Origin of the sequence: Pseudoalteromonas sp. SR41-7 (assembly GCF_014163935.1) — a bacterium.
Taxonomy (GTDB): Bacteria; Pseudomonadota; Gammaproteobacteria; order Enterobacterales; family Alteromonadaceae; genus Pseudoalteromonas; species Pseudoalteromonas distincta.
The window spans coordinates 62,132-78,487 of sequence record NZ_JACJEF010000011.1; the positions used below are offsets into that span (position 1 = coordinate 62,132).

11 protein-coding genes and 1 pseudogene are annotated in these 16,356 nt (G+C 40.1%); 3 read left to right on the forward strand and 9 right to left on the reverse strand.

The annotated features are described in order from the left end of the window. Nucleotides 1–10: 10 nt before the first annotated feature. Together H5092_RS14805 and zigA are read right to left on the reverse strand one after the other, a co-directional pair. Nucleotides 11–701: pseudogene (locus H5092_RS14805) on the reverse strand (DUF1826 domain-containing protein). Next, on the reverse strand, nt 701–1,900 hold the full coding sequence (gene zigA / locus H5092_RS14810) for a zinc metallochaperone GTPase ZigA (protein WP_182733809.1): 1,200 nt from the start codon (nt 1,898–1,900) through the stop codon (nt 701–703). Before zigA ends, H5092_RS14805 begins: the two are co-directional and overlap by 1 nt. A 223-nt stretch (nt 1,901–2,123) precedes the next feature. On the opposite strand from zigA, the gene H5092_RS14815 reads away from it, so the two are divergent. Next, the gene (locus H5092_RS14815; protein ID WP_182733810.1) at nt 2,124–4,259 is read left to right on the forward strand and encodes a TonB-dependent siderophore receptor; all 2,136 of its coding nucleotides are present in this window, start codon (nt 2,124–2,126) and stop codon (nt 4,257–4,259) included. 34 nt (nt 4,260–4,293) lie between these two features. Here H5092_RS14815 and H5092_RS14820 read toward each other — a convergent pair whose 3' ends face one another. The 7 genes from H5092_RS14820 to H5092_RS14850 form a co-directional block, all read right to left on the reverse strand. After that, nucleotides 4,294–5,388 (reverse strand): mechanosensitive ion channel family protein, encoded by a 1,095-nt coding sequence (locus tag H5092_RS14820; RefSeq protein WP_182733811.1) that lies wholly within the window; start codon nt 5,386–5,388, stop codon nt 4,294–4,296. 97 nt (nt 5,389–5,485) lie between these two features. Next, nucleotides 5,486–5,887, reverse strand: a complete 402-nt coding sequence (locus H5092_RS14825) for a DUF6691 family protein (protein WP_002958285.1) — start codon at nt 5,885–5,887, stop codon at nt 5,486–5,488. A gap of 3 nt (nt 5,888–5,890) precedes the next feature. Further along, nucleotides 5,891–6,304, reverse strand: a complete 414-nt coding sequence (locus H5092_RS14830) for a YeeE/YedE family protein (RefSeq protein WP_021032090.1) — start codon at nt 6,302–6,304, stop codon at nt 5,891–5,893. A gap of 2 nt (nt 6,305–6,306) precedes the next feature. Then, on the reverse strand, nt 6,307–7,566 hold the full coding sequence (locus tag H5092_RS14835; protein WP_182733812.1) for an OmpP1/FadL family transporter: 1,260 nt from the start codon (nt 7,564–7,566) through the stop codon (nt 6,307–6,309). Nucleotides 7,567–7,946: 380 nt separating this feature from the next. Further along, on the reverse strand, nt 7,947–9,377 hold the full coding sequence (locus H5092_RS14840) for a sugar porter family MFS transporter (RefSeq protein ID WP_182733813.1): 1,431 nt from the start codon (nt 9,375–9,377) through the stop codon (nt 7,947–7,949). Between the two features lie 36 nt (nt 9,378–9,413). Then, nucleotides 9,414–10,517, reverse strand: a complete 1,104-nt coding sequence (locus tag H5092_RS14845; RefSeq protein WP_182716195.1) for a FecR family protein — start codon at nt 10,515–10,517, stop codon at nt 9,414–9,416. Beyond that, nucleotides 10,510–11,082, reverse strand: a complete 573-nt coding sequence (locus H5092_RS14850) for an RNA polymerase sigma factor (RefSeq protein WP_002958279.1) — start codon at nt 11,080–11,082, stop codon at nt 10,510–10,512. The genes H5092_RS14845 and H5092_RS14850 overlap by 8 nt, the downstream gene beginning before the upstream one ends. 346 nt (nt 11,083–11,428) lie before the next feature. Between H5092_RS14850 and H5092_RS14855 the strand changes: the two genes are divergently transcribed. Next, nucleotides 11,429–14,722, forward strand: a complete 3,294-nt coding sequence (locus H5092_RS14855; protein ID WP_182733814.1) for a TonB-dependent receptor — start codon at nt 11,429–11,431, stop codon at nt 14,720–14,722. A gap of 71 nt (nt 14,723–14,793) precedes the next feature. Beyond that, nucleotides 14,794–16,350: a tryptophan halogenase family protein gene (locus tag H5092_RS14860; protein WP_182733815.1), complete on the forward strand. Its 1,557-nt coding sequence runs from the start codon at nt 14,794–14,796 to the stop codon at nt 16,348–16,350. Nucleotides 16,351–16,356: the final 6 nt, after the last annotated feature.

Below are 16,356 nucleotides of genomic sequence, written 5' to 3' on the forward strand. Positions count from 1 at the left end.
ACAACAAATTTTAGATAAAATCGAGCGTAAGTAATAAGCGTTGCTCGTTTTCAGCCACCGGGGGTGAGCGATGTACAAGCCCTGCACCTTCGTTTTCATCCCAGTACTCGCCTTTAAGCAGGGCAACATCACCTTGCTTGAGTTGATTAATATTATTTAGGCTTTTAAATAAACCAGATTCTTCATCGGGTTTACCTAAATTACCAGTACCTAGCTTTGAGCGGTTTACATCGCTGTGATTTAACCACTGCGTAGCAACACCTTGATAGGTAGTAACTAGCCGGCACGGAATTTTGTCTACATGAAAACGCGGGCACATAGGTTTATCTAATATTTTTAGCCTTAAACCGGCGCGTTTTAAATCAAACAGGCAGCAAAACATTTCAACCAACAGTGCGATATCTTCACACAGAGCTTTAACTTCATCGCGGTTATTATCTTCTGGCTTAAGCGCTTTTTATTAATTGATCAAACGCATCATCGGGCGATACCGCAAGTTCTAGTGGCTTTAAAGCATTTGCGCTAATGAGAGTATTAACTGCATTTGTTAATGTTTGCTCAAGGTCTCTTTGCCAAATAACAATGTTAGTGTCTTGGTTATAAATTTGTGGCAATACATCGGCGTCACACTCTTTAGCTGCTTTTCGGTACAGCGGTTCCGCAGGCTTTATTTGCGCAGTTATTGGGGCTAGGGCATTCATTACTCTTCCTCCCAAATAGGAAACGGGTCGTTATAGGTTCTCCAAAAGTCCTTACCCTTAAGTACCTCATCTTCTGGTAGTAGGCAGTCATCAAGCGCTTTAATCATCGCTTGTTTATTTAATGATTGACCAATAAACACAAGCTCTTGGCGCATATCACCAAAGGGTTCTACCCATTTATTATTTATGTCAGCAAGCAGTTCAGGCTCTGTGGGCCAGTCTTTTTTAGGTATTGCTTTATAAAACATACCTGCAAACCCGTAATGAGCTATACCGCCAGCTTGGCTCCACTGCGCGCAAAATAAAGGGCGCGTTGCTAACCAAAAATACCCTTTTGATCGAATAAGTTTGCCAAATTGTTCGGTGCTATGAAGAAAGTTATAAAACTTTTCTGGGTCAAATGGGCGGCGCGCAGTGTAATTAAAGCTGCTAATACCATACTCTTCAGTCTCGGGAATATGTTCACCACGCATTTCTTTAAGCCACCCCGGTGCTTGTTGGGCACGTTCAAAATTAAATAAACCGGTGTTTAGCACTTCGTTAATATTAATATGGCCGTTTGAAATAGGAATAATGTTAGCTTGAGTATTAAGCGTATTTAAAATGGCAGTGAGTTTATTTAATTCATCGTTTGTAATTAAATCAGTTTTACTAATTAAGATTACATCGGCAAATTCAACTTGGTCAACAAGTAGGTCGGCTACGCTTCGCTCGTCGTCTTTTCCTAATGATTCGCTAGTATCTTGTAAATCATTTGCTTGTTCGTAGTCGTTTAAAAAGTTAACCGCGTCAACCACTGTTACCATGGTATCGAGGGTGGCAACATCACCAAGTGAAACACCGTTTTCGTCGGCAAAGGTGAATGTTTCGGCAACGGGGAGGGGTTCAGATATACCGGTTGATTCAATAACGAGGTAATCAAAACGCCCATCTTTGGCAAGTTTGCCCACTTCAACAAGTAAATCTTCTCGTAGGGTGCAGCAAATACAACCGTTGCTCATTTCGACTAGTTTTTCGTTACTGTGATTGAGCGATACACCACTTTTAATAGTGGCTGCATCGATATTTATATCGCTCATATCGTTTACTATAACGGCGACTTTTTTACCTTGCCTGTTATTAAGAATATGGCTAAGTACAGTGGTTTTACCAGCCCCCAAAAAACCTGATAACACTGTGACGGGCAGTTTATTTATCATTTAATAATCTTACTAAATTACAATTAAAGGTATGTTATATTATATCAATTTTGTATTCCAGTAATGCTAATTAATTTTTTTAATGCTGAGCTGCAAATTTAGTGTGTTACTCAAAAACTCTTCATTCGAAAAATAAGGATGAATATGAAATTATTTACATTGCACATGTTAATGATAGTCGTTATCATTCGCAGTGTTTTATAAATCTCTTCTTTGGATCAATATGTTTAACCAAAAATATTTGGCGCTCAGTATTGCTGCGTCTTTTTCTGCTTTTTTTAATGTGGCATTTGCCGAGCAAAATAACGATATTGAAAAAATAGAAGTAACAGGCCGCGCTCAGCAGTTTTACCTAGAAACCGAAAGTAAAATTGGTACTAAAACGGATTTAGATCTTATTAAATTACCGCAATCTGCGCAGGTATTAACCGAGCAACTTATTATTGACCAAGCCGCGCGCGACATTACCGATTTATACCGCTCAATAGCAGGGGTAAGTGAGTACAGTTATTCAGGCGTTACTTTTCGTGGTTTTAGAGACGATGCCAATGTATTTTACGATGGCGTACGTGGCGATCCGTACTCGGGCTTTGGTGTACCCCAATTATTTAATGTAGCGCGTGTAGAAGTATTAAAAGGCCCAGCCTCTGCGTTATATGGTGGTGGTGAGCCAGGCGGTATGATCAACTATGTGACTAAAAAGCCTTCGTACACGCAAAGCAAAGAGCTAAAGCTAACGCTTGGCAATTACAACACACGTGGTGCATCACTTGATATGACCGGCGGTTTAACCGACACCATGGCGTATCGTGTAGGTGGTTATTACGAGGAGCAAGACAGCTTTCGTAATAATGCAGATTCAAAAAACACCGAGTTTACCGGTGGTTTATTATTTGATTTAACAGATTCAACCACACTAACCACAAGTGTTGACTACATCAAACAAGACTTAGGCGGTAACCGTTTACGTGGTGTACCGGTAGATGACAACGGTAATTTTTTAGTTGACCCAAGTTACAACGCAAACGAAGCATTTGACTACCAAGACATGGAAGCGTTAGTGCTGCAAGCCGATCTAAAGCATTACTTTAATGATGATTTTTCTGTAAGTAGCACGCTGCGTTACATGGATAACGAACGCGACCAAGCCTACCATGAGTCGCAAAGCTGGGTAGATGTAAACGGCGATGGTGAAGCAAACATTGATGACGAAACCATTAAACGCGAATACCGTAAGCAATACCGCGCAAACGAAGAAACAAGCTTAACCACCGACTTTGTTTATAGCTTTGAGCAAGGCCAATTAGCACACCAAGTATTGTTTGGTGGCGACTACCACATAGTCGATACCGAGTACGATTACTTACGCGCCCGTTATGAAGCGGACGGCGTGGCTAACTTAAACATATTTGACTTAAATTACGGCGAAACCGACCCAAGTACTTATAACCTTACCGACATGAACCGCGATGGTGTTGATACTGACCGTTTTGGCCTATACGTACAAGATGTTGTAAGCATTAACGAGCAATGGACCGTGATTGCCGGCCTGCGTTACGATTATTTTAAAGAGCTAAACAAAGAAACCGGTTACAGTTACTCAGATAACGATGTAACCCCGCGCGTGGCTGTTACATACCAACCCGTTGAAAACACATCGGTATACATAAATTACTCAGAAAGCTTTAACCCAGCATCATCGGGCGATCAAGAAGATGTAGAGGGCGAGGGCAACTTAACCCCAGAAACCGGTAAACAAACCGAAATTGGTATGAAAAACAAATGGCTTAATGGCAAAATTATGAGCACCTTTGCTATTTACCAAATTAATAAAGAAAACGTAGTAATGAGTAACCCCGACGACACAGGCGCGGGTGATGGCATTGCAGCACTTTTAAATATAGGTGAAGTTGAAAGCCGTGGATTTGAAACAACTTTAGTAGGCGATTTATCCGAGCATTGGACAATAACGGCTAACTACGCATACAACGATACGCAAGTAGTAGACGGCGTAACGGGTGATACGCTTTCAGATACATTTGGTGATGGCTCGCGCTTTGCTAATGCGCCGTGCCATCAGGCAGGTTTATGGTCACGCTTTGGGCTCGATTCGATTAATTCCTCTATTGCGTTTGGCGCTAATTATGTGAGTGAGCAAGTAAGCTCCGATGGTCAAAAAGTAAAACCGTTTACCGTATTTGATATGAGCTGGACGAGTCGCTTTGATGACGTATTACTAAGTGTAAATATTAACAACCTGTTTGATAAGGAATATGCTGTAAGCGGATTTAGCCAGCGTAACGGTCACTTTCCTGGCAGCCCGCGTGAAATTGTTGGGCAAATAACCTACAAGTTTTAATACTTATTAGCGCGAGTGTCTCTCGCGCTTTGTTTTAAGTATCGCCTTGCACCTTTTTATCACTATTAAATTTAGCGGACTCTTGTGTAGTGTTAATAGCCGTAATAGGGAAGGGGATTACAATGCCTTCTTTTTTATAGCGTTTATGCAGGGCTTTTATAAAAGCAGATTTAACCCAAAAGCGATTAAAGTATTCTTTAGCTCTAAGCATTACCGTAAAGTTAATACTTGATCTGTCAAAGGTATGAAAAACCACAAAGGTATTGTAATCATCAACGCCCCATTCGTGTGAAATAAGTATTTCACGAGCCACTTCAAGTGTTACTTGCTCAACAAATTCTAAATCCGAATCGTAATGCACGCTTATATCTACAGGGACGCTTAGCTCTCTTTCAGGATAAAAGTAATTAATAATACGCGATTTAGATAATTGGCTATTAGGTATAATAATCATATTATTAGGTAGCATTTTAACCCATGTAGAGCGCCAGCCTATGTGATCTACAAAGCCTTGTTCTTTTGATTCAAGCTCAATAAAATCGCCCACTCTTATGGGTTTATCTATTACTAGCTGCACGCCAGAAAAAAAGTTTTCGAGGGTAGGTTGTAAAGCAAGGGCAACAGCCAGTGATGTAATACCTAACGAGGCAATAATGGGTGTAATAGAAATACCTAACGTGCCCATTAATACTAGTATTCCTACGGATGATAATGTAACGCGTATCACGCCTTTAATTATGCTTTTTGAATTAAAAACAACGGCAGATTGTTTGCCATAGTAATTAATAGTGCCAATAATAAAGCGGTCTAAAAACATAATAAGTGCCAGTAGAGCTAGTACAATATTAATGCTATTAAAAGGAATTTGTTGAGAAATAGAAGTACTAATAATGAAGGTGTCGTGCTCTAAAATGGTGAGTAGCACAATAATTGTGCACAGTGTTAGCGGCTTAGATATTGACTCTATTAGTAAAGTATCGAATATAAATTTGGTTTTTGAAGTCCATTTTTTTAGCCAGTACATTACAAAAAAACGAACTAAAAACAGTAGTATAGCTATAAGTAAAAGGGAGGACGCTGCGCCTAACCAAGGTGTGCTGTTAGAAAATTCCAGCGCTTTATTTAGCATAACTTAAACCTGTTCAATATAGTTTTATATATATTGCAGCAAGTTATGTACCTTTGTTTGGGTAAAAGTAGCTGCCGAGTTTAGTCGGCAGCAAATATTATACTTTTTTGGCTAACCACATACCGCCTAGCACGGCTGCAAAAAATAATAAAAACTCCATTTTAAGAGACACCAATTGAACCAAACCCGGGCCTGGGCATATACCACTTAAACCCCAGCCTAAACCAAAAAGTACCGAGCCGATAATTAAGCGCGCATCAATTTTTTTTAAATCACTTAAATTAAACGTTCCTGAAAGAAGTGGCTTCTCTTTTTTTGCAACCCATAACCATGTAAGCATCATTATTAGCATGGCAACAGCCATCACTATAATTAAGCTTGCGTCCCATTGGTTTCCATAAGTAAGAAAGTTAATCACTTTAGCGGGGTTTGTCATCCCGCTAATAATAAGTCCTAAGCCAAATATAAAGCCTATAACAACCATCATAATTGCTTTCATTATTTATCCTACAAGGTTTGCTGTAATGAAGGCGACAAGCATAAATGTGCATGTTGCAACCCAAGAGCGAGTAGAAAAGCGCGACATGCCGCACACACCATGGCCACTTGTGCACCCATTAGCTAACGTTGTACCAGCGCCAACTAAAAGCCCTGCAACAACAATAAGCCAAGGCGGTAATTGCAATTCACCTTCTAATAAAGATGGCGCAAATACCCTTACAGCCACTCCTGCCAACAACAACCCTAAAATAAAGTATAACTGCCAACGAGAGTCTGAATTTGCTTTAGCGAATACAGACTTAACAATGCCTGATATGCCCGCAATTTTTCCGTATAAAACCAGTAATAACGTACACGCTATACCTATTAATGCCCCGCCTATTGCAGCCGATACTGGGGTGAATTCTGTTATCATTTTTAAATTTCCCAAACAATAGAAACGCCTAAACCGGTTTGTTTCATTTCGATTGATAATTGTTGATTAGGCGCTAAGTAGTTAGCACCCGTTACTTTTTTTGCTGGCGAATAAAAAGCCATAGCGTTTAATTGTACCTTGTTGGTAAAAGAATGGCTAAAGCCAGTAGTAAGATGCCACTCTTGAACGCCCGGGGCTAAAATATTAAGCAAAACGTTTGATGAAGGAATAGGTTGCTCGGTATAAGATACCCCAAAACGAATCTTTTGTTGCGATGTACGTTGCCACTGATAGCCAAGCTTATAAATAGTCATATCGTTCCAGCCAAACCCAGCGCCGGCGTTAGCCCCTAAAGGTGCTGACACCAAGTTACTGATTGGATTTGCAATACTTTTTACTTCGCTGTAATTTATTTTTTGCCAATCAAATACAACCTGATTACTTGGGGTAAGCTTGTAGGCTGCGCCAAGTTGAAACGAACTTGGTAGATCAAATCCGCCTTGCTCTGCAAACAAACCTTTATAGCTATCAAACTCTTGCATAGACACTGATGAGCGGTAACTTGCTCCCCAGCTTAATGACGAATTTATATCTTGGCTAATACCTAGTTGAATGCCTAAGCCTGTGCTTGTATCGGTGCCATTATTTGTGAGCGCTTCTGGTGATTGCGAAAAAGGAGCAAAGTTTCCAAGCCCTTGCGCTTCAAACTGTTGCACCACGTAAATAGGGGATACACCAAGGCGTGTTTGTTCATTCAACTCATAGCTTACTGTTGGGCTAATAAAGAGTTGTTTTAAATCAACGCCCGTTGTACCAGCGTAAAAAGTCCCCTCAGGAGAGGATTCTGCGCCGTACTCGGTATTCATACCGCCGTTGCCATACACTAATAAACCAATATTTACTTTTTCATTTAATTGATGGCCAATAGCAAACTCTGGAATTACAAATACGGTGTTGTCGCTTTTTTGTGTTTTTGCTTCAAGATAAAATGCGCCAGGGTAAAAAGTATCTACTTTTGATGCAGTATATTTTCGTTCAGGTGAAAAAAGCTCTAAGCCCAGTGATAGCTCTGTTCCATTAGGTAAAAAGGTTGCTGGATTATTAGCGCCAGACATTAACTCTTCTGACAGCGCTACACCTGCGCCAGCCATGCCTTTGTGGGTCATGCCATAGCCGTGAGTAAAATAACCATTAGTAGCAAATGCACTGAACGAACCTAACGCACACGTTAAAGCTAAGCCTGAAATTAACTGTTTTTTCATTTTAGTAAATACATAAAGTTGGAATGGGCGGACAATAGCTAATTTTTGATATTCTAAAAAGGAATTTAAATAGATTAGTAATAATAAAAGGTAATACGGCAATGGTTATAAAGTTAAAATAAATGAGCGTAGATTGCTATTCAACCTTAACTTAAAGTTAAAAGTTTCGCTAACGTATTGAGCTGTAGTGATATTTAAGTATGCAATCGGTAGCTATAAACTTTGGTAGTAAAAGCTTGCTGGTAAAAGGAGCGTTTACGTATTAACAGCAGTTTAAAATATATTTATTAATTAACGTTGAGCTCATCCAAACAATCACTCTTAAATAACGCCATTGTATGTAAAAGCAAAGCGGTGATTAATATCACCGCTTTTAAAAATTACATAGATTCGAGCGTTTTACCGCGTGTTTCTTTTATGTATTTAACAACAAAAAATATGCTTATAAGTGCCGATAACGCATAAAAGCCATAAGCACCGGCAAGGCCAATGTTAGCCAGCATAATAGGGAAGGTCATGGTAATGGCAAAGTTAGCAATCCATTGTGCGCTAGCTGCAACAGCAAGGGCTGCACCACGAATACGATTATTAAACATTTCGCCTAATAATACCCATACAACAGGGCCCCAACTTAAGCCAAAAAATACCACAAATAAGTTAGCCATAATCAGTGCAAACGTACCCATGTTATCGCTAAGGGCAAGTTTGCCTGCTTCATCAAGGCCTGCACTACCAAATATATAAGTAAGCGCGCTTAAGCTAATAAACATACCAATACTGCCTACTAATAGCAGTGGCTTACGGCCAATTTTGTCAACTAGGGCAATGGCAATAAAGGTTGATACAATATTAGTAGTACCTGCGAGTACATTTATAAATAGCGATTGCGACTCGTCAAATCCAGCGGCTTGCCACAGCTCTGAGCCGTAATAAAACACCACGTTAATACCCACAAATTGCTGAAATACACTCAGCGCAACACCCACCCAAACAATTGGGTGTACTTTTTTACTGTTATCAATAAATAAATCGCGAATACTTGGCTTTGTGTCGCTATGCAATGAGCGTTTTACATCGCTTATTTGTTTATCTGCATTGTCGTCTGAAATTTTGCTAAATACCGCTTTTGCATCATCCACTTTACCTTGCGCCACTAAATAACGAGGCGACTCAGGAATAAACAACACACCCACTAAAAACAGTATTGCAGGCACAAGCTCAGCCCAAAACATCCAGCGCCAAGCGGCTGTATCAAGCATTAAAATATTTTGCGCGCTACCTGCTGCATCAGCAATTAAATAGTTACTTAAAAACGCAGCAAACAAACCCAGTACAATAGCGAGTTGTTGAAGTGTAGCTAAACGACCGCGAAGTGCTGGTGGTGCAACCTCAGCAATGTAAGCTGGCGCTAATACCGATGCAGCACCAATACCTAAGCCACCAAATAAGCGATAAAAAATAAATTCAGCTGAGCTTTCGCTAATGCCCGACCCAAAGGCACTAATGGCAAAAATAATCGCGGTGATGATCATAATTGCACGGCGGCCAAATTTATCAGCCAGCGGCCCCGCAGCAAGTGCACCTACGGCGCAGCCAAGTAACACAGACGCTACGTTAAAGCCCGTAGCTACACTGCTTGAGTTAAAAGCATTACCGAGTGCCGACACTGTGCCGTTAATAACACCTGAGTCAAAACCAAATAAAAAGCCACCAATAGCAGCCACGGCAGAGATAAAAATTACGTAAAAAAGTGAGCACGTGTTTGATGTGTGCGCCGAGCTATTATTCCTCGGCGATAAAGATGATGTCATGATTGTGTGTCCTGATTTTTATTATTGTGTACTGTACTATATTGAAGCGCTTGGATCTGCGTAATTTAAACGAATTTTATCTGGGCTAATTCTTTCATAACTAATATTAAAATTATTATTTAATACTTCTAATAAGCCCTTAACATCGCCTGTTTTAAACATACCAGCGACTTGTACCCTTGTTAAACGCTCATCATCAGAAAGCTCAAAGTCTATATTCGTATATCGACTAATCTCGGCCATGGCATCGGCAAGAGATTCGCCTCTAAAAATAAGGCTTCCTTTACGCCAAGAAAGACTAGCCGCTACGTCTATAGGGTCTACTTTTTCAACGTGCTTAGCTATTTTACCTTTGAAACTTAAATCGAGCTTTTCACCTTTAGAAACTGCTGTAGAGTTATTTGATAAAAATTTACCAAGCTTATTTGTTCCATTTTTTTGGAGGCTTGATGGTTGCGAATTACTTTGTTCGGCAACAAGCACTTTTCCATCAGTGACTATTAATTCTATTTGTTTTTCACCCACTTCAACATTAAACGCAGTGCCTACTGCCTGAATAACTTTATCACCAGCAATAACACTTAAAGGCCGTGCCTTATCATGCGCCACATTTATATGTATCTCCCCCCGCAGTAAGTTAATTACTCGAGAGTCTCGGGTATATCTTATTTGTACAAAACTATTAGTGTTTAATGTAATTTCACTTTTATCTGGCAAAATTATGTCTTTGCTTTCACCTACACCCGTTTGAAAGTTAAGTTGCTTAGCGACAACAGCTGACCGATTAACGGGATAAAAAAATGAAAAATTAAATGCTTCTTGAAAAAAGCTAAGTGCAACAGCCAATAAAACAGAAGCGGCCGTTGCACCTAACCACACAGGGAGGCGTTTTTGTCTAGATTGTGATTGCGGGAATAGATCAGATAAGCGGCTGAGTTCACCCATCTTGTCCCATAGGTGTGCAACTTCAAGTAATACTTCGACGTTTTTATATGACTGAGCTAACCAGAGCTGCAATGCGTCTTTTTCGGGTTTAGTTAAACCTCTATCGAGCTTAGCAAGCCATTCACTTGCACAATCAAGGCGTGCGTCTTCGACTGCCTTATTATTTCGTTCGTCTATATGGTGGACATTACTCATGACTACCCCCTGCACTTTTTTGTGAAGAAGAGTTAGGTTTGCCATACACACTTTTTTCAGATTGTCGCATAAACTGCGTACAACGTTTTACGCCGGTTGCTATATGTTTTTCCACGGTACTTTCACTAAGGTTTAATTGAGCAGCAATTTCTCGCTGCGAATAACCATACACTTTTTTTAATACAAACACTTTACGGCATTGAACAGGCAAAAGCCTGACAGCTTCACAAAAATTTGAAAATTCGCAATCGGTAAGCGCATTTTCGTACATTTCGTCTTTCTGATGTTCCGTTAAGAGTTGCTCTAATGCTTCCATGTTGTCGATACTATCGACTAGTCGTATATTGGCTTGCTTTTGATAATCGAGCGCTAGGTTACGCGCCGTTTTATAAATAAAAGATTTTGGTGAGCAAATGTTTTCAGTGTTTTTTATTTGACAAATTCGCACGTAAGTTTCTTGCACAATGTCTTCAATTTCATGTGGAGGCACTATGCGTGCCACTACATTTGAGAGACCTTTGCGCGAGGCCAGATAAGCCTTATAAAATAGTGTGTCTTTTGTCATTGAGTGTGTGTCTCGTGTGTGTGTGGTTTTGGCAATTGTTGTTATTGTTTTGCCATTACAGCTTAAGACGATTGGTAATAAAAAATCCGCTACTCAATTTTAAAATAAATTGTTTTTCTATTTGTAAAATTGCAGGCACTATCAATCCTTGTTGTTAAAAGCTTGTAATTTGAATACCAAGTGTACTACAGTTTTTCAAATTATTAACACGTATAGGCTAGCTTTATAATTATACGTGTTCATATAACCAATTAATTAATATAAAAATATATTTAACTTTTTTAGTTGAAACCCCACAACATTTTTTTGCACACCAAAAAATAATAAAGGTTTAGTAATAATAAGTATGGCTAGTCAAAAAAATAAATTATTTGAAAAAAATAAAAAATATTTATGGAGGAAAATAAAAAGTCACTCGTCTTCATCCTGTGTATGGCCAAAAACTATACGCATGGAATGTATACATTTGCCACTTTGTTTACCGCTATATGTGCTTGTTTTTAGCTTAGTCACCACAGAGGTGAAAGCGAGCTCGGTGGACGAAAAAGCAATGTTTAACATTCCTCGACAAAGGGCCGATTTATCGCTAATAAACTTTGCCGAGCAAGCCGATATTACTTTGCTTTTTCCGTTGGATAAAATTCAACAGTTACAAACAAATACTATTACTGGCGAGTATTCAATAATAAATGCATTACAGACTTTACTCGACAGTACCGGCTTGCAAATGCAAGTTAGCGAAGATGGGCAAATTTCTATTTTAATAGACCCTAGCTTCGAGAGAACTGACAACATGGCTAACTATAAAAAAAATGGCGTGTCCAGTGCAGTACTTGCTGTACTAAGCACAATGACAACGCTCCCTGCATTAGCAGAAACAGCAGCACAAGAACCAGAAATAATTGAAGTACGCGGAATTAGAGGCTCGCTTGGTCGAGCCATGGATGCAAAAAGAGAAGCCGGTGGCGTGGTTGACTCCATTTCAGCAGAAGATATTGGTAAATTTCCTGACACAAATTTAGCCGAGTCTTTGCAACGTATTACTGGGGTTTCAATAGACCGTTCAGGCGGCGAAGGGCAGCTTATTACGGTGCGTGGTTTTGGCCCGCAGTTTAATACTGTACTAGTAAACGGACGCCAAATGGCATCAGAGAATCAAAGCCGTGCATTTAGCTTTGATACCATTGCATCAGAATTGGTTAAAAGCTTAGATGTATTTAAAACCTCAACAGCCACTATGCAATCTGGTGGTATTGGCTCAACAGTAAACGTTAATACGGCACGTCCATTTGCGATTAGTGGCTTTAAAATAGCGGGTAGTGTTAAAGGTATTTACGATGAAAATAGCGAAGAAACCACACCTGAGATTTCTGGCTTAATTAGTAATACATTTAATGATGACACACTGGGTTTGTTGTTTGCCGTTTCTCGTCAAGAACGCGAAACACGCTTAAATCAGGCACAGGTAGACGGCTGGTTAGAAAACGTGGGCGTCCCAAATCCTCAAACTCAAAGCGGGCAAGCATACACCGGTAATATTTTCTCGCCACGTAATTACGATCATAAAGTTACTACAGAGACACGTACACGCACTAATGCAAATTTAGTTATACAGTATGCACCTTCAGATGATTTAGTTATCACTGCTGATGCGCTCTATTCAGATTTTGATGTAGAAGCAGACACAACGTCTTACGGGCACTGGTTTACAGCTCCAAACTTAGAAGGCTTTGGTGATGCTGCAGGCCCAACCGTTGATGAAAATGGCACTGTGGTTGATTTATATCAAGAGGTAGGTCTTGCCACCGATATGCACGCTAAAAAGTTTGATCGTTTAACCAACTCTAGCGCATTAGGTTTAAACTTTGATTGGCATGTAAACGATAACTTAAATATGAAGTTTGATTTGAGCCACTCAAAAGCCAAGCGTGAGGCTAATAATGGCGGTGGCGATCAGCTATCGTTGATTGGCTATGCTAACCGAGTTCGATTTGAAGTGGATGGCGGTATCTTACCTTACGCGAGTGAGTTTGCCTCTGCTAACCCTAACATTTATAGCGGCCAGCAAGAGCTGGACGGTGTTGCTTATAACCCTGCAGTTGCACCTGATGGCGTATCAAATCATTTAGATACAGCCAACAGCCGTGCACACGTAATGCTTCGCCGTGGTTGGGCTGTAGAAGATACTGTGGATCAGTTTCGTTGGGATAGCATTTGGCATAACGATGGCAGCTCAGGCCTAGTTTCGGTTAAATTTGGTACTATGTATTCAACTGAAACTAAAAACCTTGATCGTTGGGACAACGAAGGCGTAGGTATTCACTGTACCTTTTGTGGTTACCCAGATGACCCAAGTATGGATGGCTTAGTGCAATTTGTATTTGACGCAGGAGATGACTTTTTAGGTGATGTGAGCGGCAGCGGTCGTATGCCAACGTCATGGCTTGCACATGATGGAGAGGCAAACTTTGCGTACCTTGAGCAAATAGCTGCGGCGAATGGTCAGCCTATTAGTTTTGATGCAGTTAAACGTAATAAGTCGTTTGAGATAACTGAAGATACTTTCTCGTTTTATACAGAATTTGATTTTGAAGCTGAACTTGCAGGCATGCCTTTATACGCAACAGCGGGCTTTAGATATGAAAGCACCGATGTAAAAGTAAAGGGCACAGATGAGCCGGTTAGCGCGTTAACTATCTTAGATAAAACAGAAATGCTTGCTAATTTCGGCGCCGTAGAAAATATTTCAGCAAGTTCAGATTACGAAGCGATTTTACCTAACTTTAGCGTAAAGCTTGAAATAAGCGATGAGCTAATAGCACGTGCTGCTGTATCACAAACAATTACGCGACCAACACTCGATAGTATGTCGCCTGTAACAGTAATTGAAACAACGCGCCAAGGGGGCAATTTAACATCAAGCTCTGGTAACCCTGCGCTTGAGCCATTTACCTCTGATAACTTAGATTTATCATTAGAGTGGTATTACGCTGATGCCAGTTATTTATCCGCTGGTTACTTTAGAAAGAATGTTGCTAACTTCATTATCAATACCACTGAAGATTTAACCTTTGAATTGTCTGACGGCGGATTGTTGACTGACCCCTCAACAGGTAACGATGTAGATAACCCTGACGCTGCTGACTCGACGGCTGTATTTACAAACACATTACCAAATAATAGCGAATCGGCGATTGTTGATGGCTGGGAAATAGCCTTACAGCATAGTTTTGATAGTGGCTTTGGTTTTATGGTTAATGCAACATTTGTTGATAGTGATGCAGAACTAGACCCTGCAGATATAACTCAAGTATTTGCATTAACAGGCTTAAGCGACTCTTATAATGTGGTTGGCTTTTATGAGAATGGCCCATTTCAGGCGCGTTTAGCCTATAACTGGCGCGATAGCTTTGTACAGTCACTAACACAGTTAAATGGTGATGGTGTGACGATAGTTGAAGACTATGCACAATTCGATGCCAGTGGCAGCTATGATATTACCGAAAATGTATCGGTGTTCTTTGAGGGTATAAACTTAACCGAAGAATACGTACACAAACGTGGTCGCTTCTCTAATCAATTACTAATGGTTGAAGATAGCGGGCGACGTTTTGCGTTAGGTGTTCGTGGAAGTTTCTAACTTAAATAATAAAAGTGGCTTTTACATTTAGTAATAGCCACTTTTTAAATACGCCTTTATAGGTAACAAGCATGAACCAGCAAAATAAAGAAATAAAAACAGTGGTTGTCGTTGGTGGTGGTATAGCAGGCTGGCTAACAGCTGGTCGATTAGCGGCGCACCATAAAAGTAATACCCCCGATGGTCTTAATGTTGTGCTAGTTGAATCTCCAAATGTACCAATTATAGGTGTTGGTGAAGGCACTTGGCCTACCATGCGTAGTACATTAATAGCACTTGGTATTAGCGAAACCGATTTTATACGCGAGTGTGAAGCAAGCTTTAAGCAAGGAGCAAAATTCGCCAAATGGGTGGATGGCAGCGATGATGATTTTTACTATCACCCATTAGTTCTGCCGCAGGGCTTTTCAAAAACCGATATGGCAGGGCATTGGTTAAATAACACAGCAGAGTCAACGTCTTTTTCAAACGCAGTGTGTTACCAAGAAGCTATTTGTGAGCAAGGGCTTGCCCCTAAAACAATTCGTACACCAGAATATGCTGCTATAGCCAATTATGCCTACCATTTAGACTCTGCAAAATTTGCCGTTTTTTTACAAAAACATTGTACTCAGCAGCTAGGCGTTAAACATATTTTAGCTGATGTAACGCAGGTCAATAATGCTAAAAATGGCGATATTGCAAGCGTTACTACAAAGCAACAAGGTGAAATTAGCGGTGATTTATTTATCGATTGCACTGGTTTTTCATCATTGTTGTTAGGCGAGCATTATAAGATTCCTTTTCAGCCCTGCGATGATGTGCTGTTTATTGATACCGCCTTAGCAGTGCAAGTCCCTTATGAAGATGAAAATGACAGTATTGCATCTCACACAATTTCAACAGCGCAAGAAGCGGGTTGGATATGGGATATAGGATTACAGCACCGCCGTGGGGTGGGCTATGTGTACTCCAGTAAGTACAGTACCGAGTCGCAAGCAAGGGAAAAACTTAGAGAGTATGTAGGCGATAAAATAGAGTCGTTAACAATTAGAAAAATCCCTATTAAAAGTGGCCACCGCTCACATTTTTGGCAAAACAACTGTGTTGCGGTTGGGCTTTCGGCTGGTTTTTTAGAGCCACTAGAAGCTTCTGCATTGGTATTAGTAGAAATGTCAGCGCAAATGATAAGCGAACAACTTCCCCATACCCGGGATATTATGGATATTACCGCCAAACGCTTTAATGAGACGTTTACCTATAGGTGGGAAAAAATAATCGACTTTTTAAAGTTACATTATATTTTATCAACCCGTGACGATAACGCATTTTGGAGCGATAACAGAGACCCTAAAACGATTCCTCAAAGCTTACAAGATCTAATGAAACTATGGCAATACCGCGCCCCTGCTGATCACGATTTTACAAGTAACAATGAGGTGTTTCCAGCGGCGAGTTATCAATATGTTTTATATGGTATGGGCTTTAAAAGTGATTACAGCACAACTGCCTATATGCTTGAAGACACTGTTTTTGCTAAAAGTCAGTTTGATAAAAATAAGAGCATGATAAACCAAGCTGTAACTAACTTACCTAGTAACCGAGAATTGTTAAATAAAGTTAAGAATCATGGGTTTAGCACTATTTAGCTTAAA

Excerpts from the sequence above, each read along its gene's own strand:
- H5092_RS14855 (WP_182733814.1), top strand. The coding sequence starts at position 11,429 with ATGGCTAGTCAAAAAAATAAATTATTTGAAAAAAATAAAAAATATTTA.
- H5092_RS14850 (WP_002958279.1), bottom strand. The coding sequence starts at position 11,082 with ATGACAAAAGACACACTATTTTATAAGGCTTATCTGGCCTCGCGCAAA.
- H5092_RS14835 (WP_182733812.1), bottom strand. The coding sequence starts at position 7,566 with ATGAAAAAACAGTTAATTTCAGGCTTAGCTTTAACGTGTGCGTTAGGT.
- H5092_RS14825 (WP_002958285.1), bottom strand. The coding sequence starts at position 5,887 with ATGAAAGCAATTATGATGGTTGTTATAGGCTTTATATTTGGCTTAGGA.
- H5092_RS14845 (WP_182716195.1), bottom strand. The coding sequence starts at position 10,517 with ATGAGTAATGTCCACCATATAGACGAACGAAATAATAAGGCAGTCGAA.
- H5092_RS14840 (WP_182733813.1), bottom strand. The coding sequence starts at position 9,377 with ATGACATCATCTTTATCGCCGAGGAATAATAGCTCGGCGCACACATCA.
- H5092_RS14820 (WP_182733811.1), bottom strand. The coding sequence starts at position 5,388 with ATGCTAAATAAAGCGCTGGAATTTTCTAACAGCACACCTTGGTTAGGC.
- H5092_RS14830 (WP_021032090.1), bottom strand. The coding sequence starts at position 6,304 with ATGATAACAGAATTCACCCCAGTATCGGCTGCAATAGGCGGGGCATTA.
- zigA (WP_182733809.1), bottom strand. The coding sequence starts at position 1,900 with ATGATAAATAAACTGCCCGTCACAGTGTTATCAGGTTTTTTGGGGGCT.
- H5092_RS14815 (WP_182733810.1), top strand. The coding sequence starts at position 2,124 with ATGTTTAACCAAAAATATTTGGCGCTCAGTATTGCTGCGTCTTTTTCT.
- H5092_RS14860 (WP_182733815.1), top strand. The coding sequence starts at position 14,794 with ATGAACCAGCAAAATAAAGAAATAAAAACAGTGGTTGTCGTTGGTGGT.